Source organism: Micromonospora sp. NPDC093277 (assembly GCF_044765245.1).
Classification (GTDB): domain Bacteria; phylum Actinomycetota; class Actinomycetes; order Mycobacteriales; family Micromonosporaceae; genus Micromonospora.
On the sequence record NZ_JBIWJO010000006.1, the window covers coordinates 471,760 to 479,042 of the forward strand.

A 7,283-nucleotide genomic window follows, 5' to 3' on the forward strand; every position below is an offset into this window, starting at 1 on the left:
CGCGCAGCCCGTCCTTCCCTGGCGCCCGGTCGGCGCGGCGACAAGGGTGCAGGGTGGGCACGCCCGCTCGGCCGTGCCGTCCAGCCACCACCCGTCCGGCGTGCCGGGCGCGGAGCGTGTGGAGGTGAGCACGGCCATGTCCGCGGAGATCCTGTTGGGTGACGGTCAGTGGCGGTTGTGGTCCCAGTTCGCGCTGCGGGGACCAGGCTTCCCGGTCGCCGGCGTCCTGCGCCTCGCGCCGCTCGGCCTGGCGGATGCCGCCGACCGGTTCACCCCCGGGCGGAACCTGTCCGGACCCGACTGGGACGGGTTCCTGACCGACTTCGCCGACGCGGCGGTCCGTACCGCGCGGGAACTGCAGGACGTCGCCGGGTCGGAGCGGTTCCAGGCCGCCCTCGCGTGGCAGAACCCGGCGTTGCTGCGTACCGGGATCAAGCCGTTCCTGGACTGGTCACCGACGGCGGCGGGGCGGACCAGCATGCCCCGGCAGCGCGAGGAACTCGTCGCGCACTACTGGCAGCGGTTCTGCGTCAAGAACGACACCATCGGCTTCTTCGGCCCGGTCGGCTGGGGCACGCTGGACCCCGGCGTACGCGGCCTCACCGTGACCACCGGCACCGGGCTGATCGCCGATTCCAACGTCTACTTCTCCAGCTGGGCCGTCGACACGTTGGCCAAGGCCATCTCGGAGGAGGCCGCCCTGGGCGAGTGGATCCCGCCCCGACGCCAGCCGTTCGTCCGCGCCACCGAGGACTCGATCCTGGTGCCGGGCCGGCCCGCACAGCCGGTCGAGCCGCTGCACCGGGCGGTCTTCGTCCGCTGCGACGGGATACGGCAGGTCGCCGAACTCGCCGCCGAGGTCTCCGCCGGGCTCGGCCGGACGGTCGCCGTGGCCGAGGTCGTCGAGGCGCTGGAGCACCTCGCCGCGAAGCGCTGGATCGCGTGGCGGCTGGAGGTCCCGGCCGACGCGTATCCCGAGCGGCACCTGCGCGCCGCCCTCGACCGGATCGGCGATCCGGGACTCCGTGGGCGTGCGCTGGCCAAGCTCGACGCGCTGGAACACGCCCGCGACCGGGTACGCGCGGCGGGCCAGGACGGCGCCCGGCTCAGAGCCGCGGTCACCGCGCTGGAGGAGGACTTCGCCGAGCTGACCCGATCGCCGGCGCAACGGCAGAAGGGCACCCGTACGGCGTCCTGCCGGGCGTTGGTCTACCTGGACTGCCGGCGTTCCGCCACGGCGGTCGTCGGCGCCCCGGTCCTCGACGAACTGGGCCCGCTCGGGCTGTGCCTGACCGCCGCGCGCTGGGTGACCGGCCGGTTCGCCGAGTTCATCGGCGCCCGCCTGCGGAGGGTCCACGACGACCTGCTGGCCCGGACCGGCCGGGTCGACCTCAACACGCTCTGGCTGGCGTGTCTGCCCATCCCGCACCCGGAGGCGGCCGAGGGCATCGCGGAAATCCAGGCCGAGCTGCGCGAGCGGTGGGCGAAGATCGTCGGCGCTCCCCCCGGCGTACGCCGGGTCCAGCTCGCCTGGTCCGACCTCGCCCCCGAGGTGGAGGCGGCGTTCGGGGACGCCGGCCCCGGCTGGGAACTCGCCCGCTACGTCAGCCCGGACGTCATCATCTCCGCGCCCAGCGCCGAAGCGGTGAGCCGGGGAGACTTCGAGTTGGTGCTCGGCGAGCTGCACCTGGCCCTGAACACCGTCGGCGCCTCGCTGTTCGTGCGGCAGCACCCGGACCCGGCCACGCTGCTGGCGGAGACCAGCCGGGACTTCCCCGACCCCCGGATCCTGCCGATGCTGCCGAAGGAGCAGCTGCCCAGATGGTCCGCGCGCAGCCAACCCACCCTGGTCCGCCCCGAGGACTACTACCTCGGGCTGGTGGACTGGACCGCCGACCCGCACCGTCCGCGTACCGTGATGAGCGCCGACGTCCCGGTGCTCGACCGGGACGGCCGGTTGGTGGTCGTGCTGCCCGACGGCGCGGAGTTCGACCTGCTCGAGGTGTTCGGCTTCGCGATGACCAACCGGGTGCTGGACCGTTTCAACCTGCGGCCGGACGCGGACCACTCCCCGCGGGTGACCATCGACCGGATGGTGGTGACCCGGGAGGCGTGGCGGTTCGGGGCGGGCACGCTGGAGTTCGCAGACGAACGCGACGAGGCCCGGCGGTTCGTCCGGGCCCGGTGGTGGCAGGCCGAGCACGGCCTGCCGCGCTTCGTCTTCGTGGTCCTGCCCGGCGAGCCGAGGCCGTTCTTCGTGGACTTCGACGCCCCGGTGTACGTGAACATCCTGGCCAAGGCGGTGCGCCGGCTGGCCCGCAAGGACCCGGGGGCGCGGCTGAACGTGACGGAGATGCTGCCCACGCCGGCGCAGACCTGGCTCACCGACGACCGGGGCGACCGGTACACCTCCGAGCTGCGGCTGGTGGCGGTACACCAGCATCGGTAGACGAGTAGTTCCGAATCGGGTCGGTGGTCGGAGGCGATCAGTGACCGAGACGATCATCGCCTGACCCAGGTGTCCGAAGCAGCGGATCAGGGTCATGCGTGGCGCGCCGGCGACCCCCTGGTTCCATCGACGCCGCGAGGATTGCCCGAGTGGCCGATTCGCCTTCGCACCGATCCGCAGGAGGGTGATCCATGGCCATCATCGATTGAACGACGGTGACGAAGGAGCCCCGGATGGACTCGTTGAGGAGGACCGCGCTGGTCGCGGGCGGGTTCTACGTGCTCACCTTTGCCTCGATTCCGACCCTCGCCCTGTACGGTTCGGTGCACGACGCGGACTACATCGTCGGCAGCACGTCGGAAACCCCAGACGTCATCGGTGGCGTCCTTGAGGTGATCGTTGCCCTCGCCTGCATCGGCACCGCCGTCGTTCTGTACCCGGTGGTCAAGCGGCAGGGCGAAGCCCGAGCGCTGGGCTTCGTCAGCGCCCGGATTCTCGAAGCCGCCAGCATCTTCGTCGGCGTCGCGAGCCTCCTGACGGTCGTGGCCCTGCGGCAGGCCGGAGCCGGAACAGATGCGTTGGTCACCGGCCAGGCGCTGGTCGCCTTCTATGACTCGATCTTCCTTCTCAGCCAAGGCCTCATTCCGGCCGTGAACGCCCTGTTGCTGGGGTCCCTGCTGTACCAGTCACGCCTCGTGCCACGGGTTCTTCCTGTGCTCGGACTCGTCGGGGCGCCCCTGCTCGTCGTTTCCGACGCCGGCATACTGTTCGGCCTCTGGGACCGACTGTCGCCGGTGACGGCGATCGCGACCATCCCCATCGCGGTGTGGGAGTTCTCGCTGGGCGTCTACCTGATCGTCAAAGGCTTCAGGCCTTCCCCGGTCACCGCAGGAATGGTCGCCGCCAGCACCCGGCCCGTACAGGACGCGGCCGTCTAACCGTTGCGGGCTGGGAGGTCGTTCCCGGCCCGCTCCGCCCGTACGGCTGGCCGGCCGCTCGCGCCCGGCGGGCGGGCGCGGCGGCGGCCGGGAGATCAGGACGAGAAGCGGTCGAACACGCCGGGCCGATCGGTCGCGGCGAACCGGCTGCGGACCTGGGGCCGGCTGGCCAGGAAGAGGAGCGCGACCGCCACCAGCGCCTTGGCGACGTTGATCGCCCACATCCACCAGGGGAACGGCTGGAGCAGGGTCAGGCCGGAGCTGAGCAGCACGATTACCGAGATGAAGACCACCTGACGGTACGCCTTTCGCTGGCCCCGCTGCAGCCCGCGGATCACCCACAGGTAGGCGAGCGCGACCAGCGCCACGGGTAGCACGCGGGACCACGCCGAGGAGCGCAGCGCCTCTCGGGCGGCGGCCAGGTCGGTGCCGGCGGGCAGGTCAAGGTGGGCGAGCTGGTAGTCCAGCAACTGCTCCCGGAAGACCAGCATCAGGACAGCAAGCAGGGCGCTCAGGGCCAGGTTGGCGATCATGAGCACGATCATGCGGCGCACCTGCGGCGGCGTGGCCGTGGCGGCGTCGGGATCGGTAACGGGGGTGTCGGGGGTCGTCATCGGCAGGTATGAGATCACACGGCGCCTTCCCGCGCTGCCCCGGTATCCCGCCCGTCCGCTCAACCGGTGAATTCCCAGGCGACCGTGCGCAGCGCCCTTGGCAGCTCCGCCGCCAACGCCGCGGTCCGGTCGACGAGCAACTGGGCCGCAATACTGCCGAGCAGGGTCTGGTGGGCGGTCCGGTGACCCCGGACGGCCGACCGCCGCCGCTGCCTACCCGACCTCGCCGTTGATCCAGGGTGACCCATGATCGTCCGTTCGATGTGGTCGCCAGGCTAGATCGATCTTGCGGCGCTCGTGGCGCCCCGGGCCGGGTGAGTATCGTGTTGGCGCATGGTCGATCCCCAGGTGCTCCAGGATGACCCGCATCGCCACGTTGTACGCATCGGCGATACCGTGCGCCGTCCGATGCACCCGTGGTCGCCGACCATCCATGAGTTGCTGCGGCACCTGGAATCGGTCGGTTTCCCCTACGCGCCTCGGCTGCTCGGTGTCGACACGGACGGCCGAGAGGTTCTCACCTACCTCGACGGCGAGTCGGGTGGCGCCGCGTGGTCCAAGGTCGTCGAGGATGCCGGGCTGATCGCGATGGCCCGCCTCCTGCGGGATTACCACGACGCGGTACACGGCTTCCGCCCGAACGCCAAGTCGGGGTGGGCGGCCAGTGCTGGCAGGTTCGACGCCGACGACCTGGTCTGCCATGGTGACTTCGGGCCCTGGAACCTGGTGTGGCGGGGCATCGCGCAACGCGAGATCCGCAGTCACGAACGGCAGGCCCAAGGCCCGCATCGGGGCTTCCACGGCCGTCAGGTCGAATTTTGTGGGTGGCTGGTGCTCCGGGGTATCGGGGTGCGCGGTGACCAAGCGGCAGAAACCCTCGACCCACCACGTCCGCACCTCCGCCCCGACGAACGACTCGAACCGGCGCAACACAAAGCCGCCGGCGAAGTCGTCACCGCGCAACTGCCGAAACCGGCTGGCCACCCGCCATGCCGCGTCGTGATCGGTCACGTCCGGAATGAACGACGCCTGATGCCAGTAGTGCTTCATCGACTTGGTGTAGTCACGCAGCACCGCCGGGCCGGTGCCGAGGGCCGCGCACGCTTGGAGGAAGTTGCCGCGATCGTCGCCGGAAGTCCAGACCGACTGCGGAGTGTGGCCTTCGATCGCGGAGTACCACCCGGGAAGCTCATGCGCCCGCCGGTAGTGCTCGGGGCTGGTCCGCACGGTCACGCCGCGACCCGCGAGGGCTCGCACCAGTGCCGCGTGCTGTTCACTTCGCAGCATCCACCCCCGGTAGACCGCGTCCGCACTCTGGGGAACCCTGTCGACGGCGGCCCCGTCCGTCTGTCCGCGAACGACAGCGTCGTGGTCGATCACAGCGACATCGATTCCGGCCTGGCGGGCCGCTTCGGCCTCGTCGGCGAAGTGCTCGTCTGGCCGGCGGGGGCGCAACACATCGGCGGGCACCAGCAACATCATCCAACAACGATCAGCTAAACAGCCGACGAACGCATCCGATAATCCACCCGGACCGCGCAGCCGATGCCACCCGGCGAGACTGGCGGCGCCGCAGGGAAGCGGTCGAGGCCGGACGCAGTCGCGAACGAGTGGTCCGCGATGCGGTTCGGCTGAAGCAGCGTCACCGGGCGTTCGAGGGGCGCGACACGACGACGTCAAGGTGGAGAGCCGGAGCCGTCACTCATATCCCATGGCCGGGATGACCTTGCCGAATGCTGCTTCGATGAACTCGCGGGTTTCGTTGTCGAATTGGTTGTTGCGGCTCGTCAGCTTGTGCGACTGAAACGTTGAAGAGGTGACGAAGTCGTCGACATCGAGCCGCTCGAACAGGGCGCGGCGCTGCCCGGGCCAGTCGGCTGCGAGATCTTCTGCTTTCACCTCGATGTATCGCCTGCCCGTCAGGTCGACCGTGTTCTTCCAGGTGAGCCATCGGTGGTAGACCGGCATGAGGTAGGCGAGCGCGCCGTCGACGGTGGGCGGTGCCCATGGCTGGGCCAGGTGGGATGCGAGCACTGAGACCGGGTGACGCTTGATGTGCACGATGGTCGCCTCGGGGACCAGTTCCCAGAGGAACTCCATGCACAGCAGGTTGAACGGTGTCTTCTCGCACCAGGTCGGCTTGCCCGCGTCGGTGGCTGCTCCGCCGAACATGGTGTCGATCAGGCCCCGCAAGATTCCGAGCAGCTCGCTCCGGTCGCTGAAATACCTGGGAAGTATCCGCCGGCGGCTCAGCGGTTCGAACGGCCCGGCAGGCCGGTCAGCATTCCCGAAGCCTTCCGCGGGCGCCGGTTCGTCATATGTGCACGCGATCAACTTCGGCCAGAGCTGTTGCACCGCGTCCCGGTAGCGCCGCTCGCCGACCAGCTCGGGAACGGTCTTGCCGCGATCGTCGCGCCGGCCGGGCACTCGTACGGTGAGGAAGTCGCTCAGCCGATGCAGGGCGTCCTCACCAACGGTGGGGTCGTACCGATCGGTGAGCGCGTCGGCCAGGTCCCGCAGGCCGCCCGGGTCGACGAGAAACCGGGTCTCCATGGGAATCCGATGGATCAGCGGATGTTCGCCGATGATGTCGGCGATCCGTGACGTTCCCGAACGACCCGTACCCGCGACGAAGATCGGTGAGGGGAAAGTCATGGCGAGCAGTCAAACTCTCAGCCCGGCGCCCGTGCAAGCCATTTACCTCCTTCAGCCGCTGCTACGGGCCGGACCAGCACCCGCCGGACGGTCACCCGGTCAAGCGCCCCGTCAGGTGAGCGTGTGGCGGGCTCGTCGCGGGCAGCCCCCCGTGCAGGGTCTCGAGCTGGCGCCCTCCCCTGCTTGGCCCGCAGGGGTTTGCGTCGATGTAGTTCAAAACAGCGGACAACTTCCGCTCGTCGGCACGATCGGATGAAGGGCCTCCACGAAGGGGTCTGCCGCGGTGGGTAAGCACTCGGTCGGCGGCAGAAGCGTGCACCTGGCCTTGTTCGCGGATCATGGGAGGATGAGTGCTCACCTGTCCTGGACCGGGTAGGAGCTCGCCGTGGGTGTCGAAGTGGAACCGGGTCTTGCCGGTCTTCTCCTCGGGGGCCATACAGGAAGAAGCAGACCCTCTTTCCCGAAGTGCATAGGGCGACCTTGGCGAACCAAGAGCCAATGCCATTAAGTTAAGGCGTCTGGGCAGGCCAGCTTGGGTATGGCGGGTCGGTTGTGGCGGGTGATCTTGTCGGTGGGTCGTTTGACGCGGTAGGAGTTGTGGCGGGCGCGTTTGATGACGCGGGGGCA

At 69.6% G+C, this 7,283-nt stretch carries 5 protein-coding genes; 2 read left to right on the forward strand and 3 right to left on the reverse strand.

Annotation, left to right across the window (positions count from 1 at the left end):
• Window positions 1–136: 136 nt before the first annotated feature.
• Window positions 137–2,449, forward strand: a complete 2,313-nt coding sequence (locus tag ACIRG9_RS16515; RefSeq protein WP_402856090.1) for a lantibiotic dehydratase — start codon at window positions 137–139, stop codon at window positions 2,447–2,449.
• Between the two features lie 233 nt (window positions 2,450–2,682).
• Complete coding sequence (locus ACIRG9_RS16520; protein WP_402856029.1) at window positions 2,683–3,387, forward strand: DUF4386 domain-containing protein; 705 nt, start codon at window positions 2,683–2,685, stop codon at window positions 3,385–3,387.
• 95 nt (window positions 3,388–3,482) lie between these two features.
• Here ACIRG9_RS16520 and ACIRG9_RS16525 read toward each other — a convergent pair whose 3' ends face one another.
• From ACIRG9_RS16525 to ACIRG9_RS16535, 3 genes are all read right to left on the reverse strand, one after another.
• Window positions 3,483–4,001, reverse strand: coding sequence for a hypothetical protein (locus ACIRG9_RS16525; protein ID WP_402856031.1), 519 nt, complete (start codon window positions 3,999–4,001; stop codon window positions 3,483–3,485).
• 213 nt (window positions 4,002–4,214) lie between these two features.
• Entirely contained in the window at window positions 4,215–5,483 is a 1,269-nt protein-coding gene (locus tag ACIRG9_RS16530) for an ATP-grasp domain-containing protein (protein WP_402856034.1), read from the reverse strand.
• A 216-nt stretch (window positions 5,484–5,699) separates the two neighbouring features.
• Window positions 5,700–6,656 (reverse strand): sulfotransferase family protein, encoded by a 957-nt coding sequence (locus tag ACIRG9_RS16535; RefSeq protein ID WP_402856037.1) that lies wholly within the window; start codon window positions 6,654–6,656, stop codon window positions 5,700–5,702.
• Between the last annotated feature and the right edge of the window lie 627 nt (window positions 6,657–7,283).

Coding starts and splice junctions, on each gene's coding strand:
- ACIRG9_RS16535 (WP_402856037.1), bottom strand. CDS start 6,656: ATGACTTTCCCCTCACCGATCTTCGTCGCGGGTACGGGTCGTTCGGGA.
- ACIRG9_RS16520 (WP_402856029.1), top strand. CDS start 2,683: ATGGACTCGTTGAGGAGGACCGCGCTGGTCGCGGGCGGGTTCTACGTG.
- ACIRG9_RS16525 (WP_402856031.1), bottom strand. CDS start 4,001: ATGACGACCCCCGACACCCCCGTTACCGATCCCGACGCCGCCACGGCC.
- ACIRG9_RS16530 (WP_402856034.1), bottom strand. CDS start 5,483: ATGATGTTGCTGGTGCCCGCCGATGTGTTGCGCCCCCGCCGGCCAGAC.
- ACIRG9_RS16515 (WP_402856090.1), top strand. CDS start 137: ATGTCCGCGGAGATCCTGTTGGGTGACGGTCAGTGGCGGTTGTGGTCC.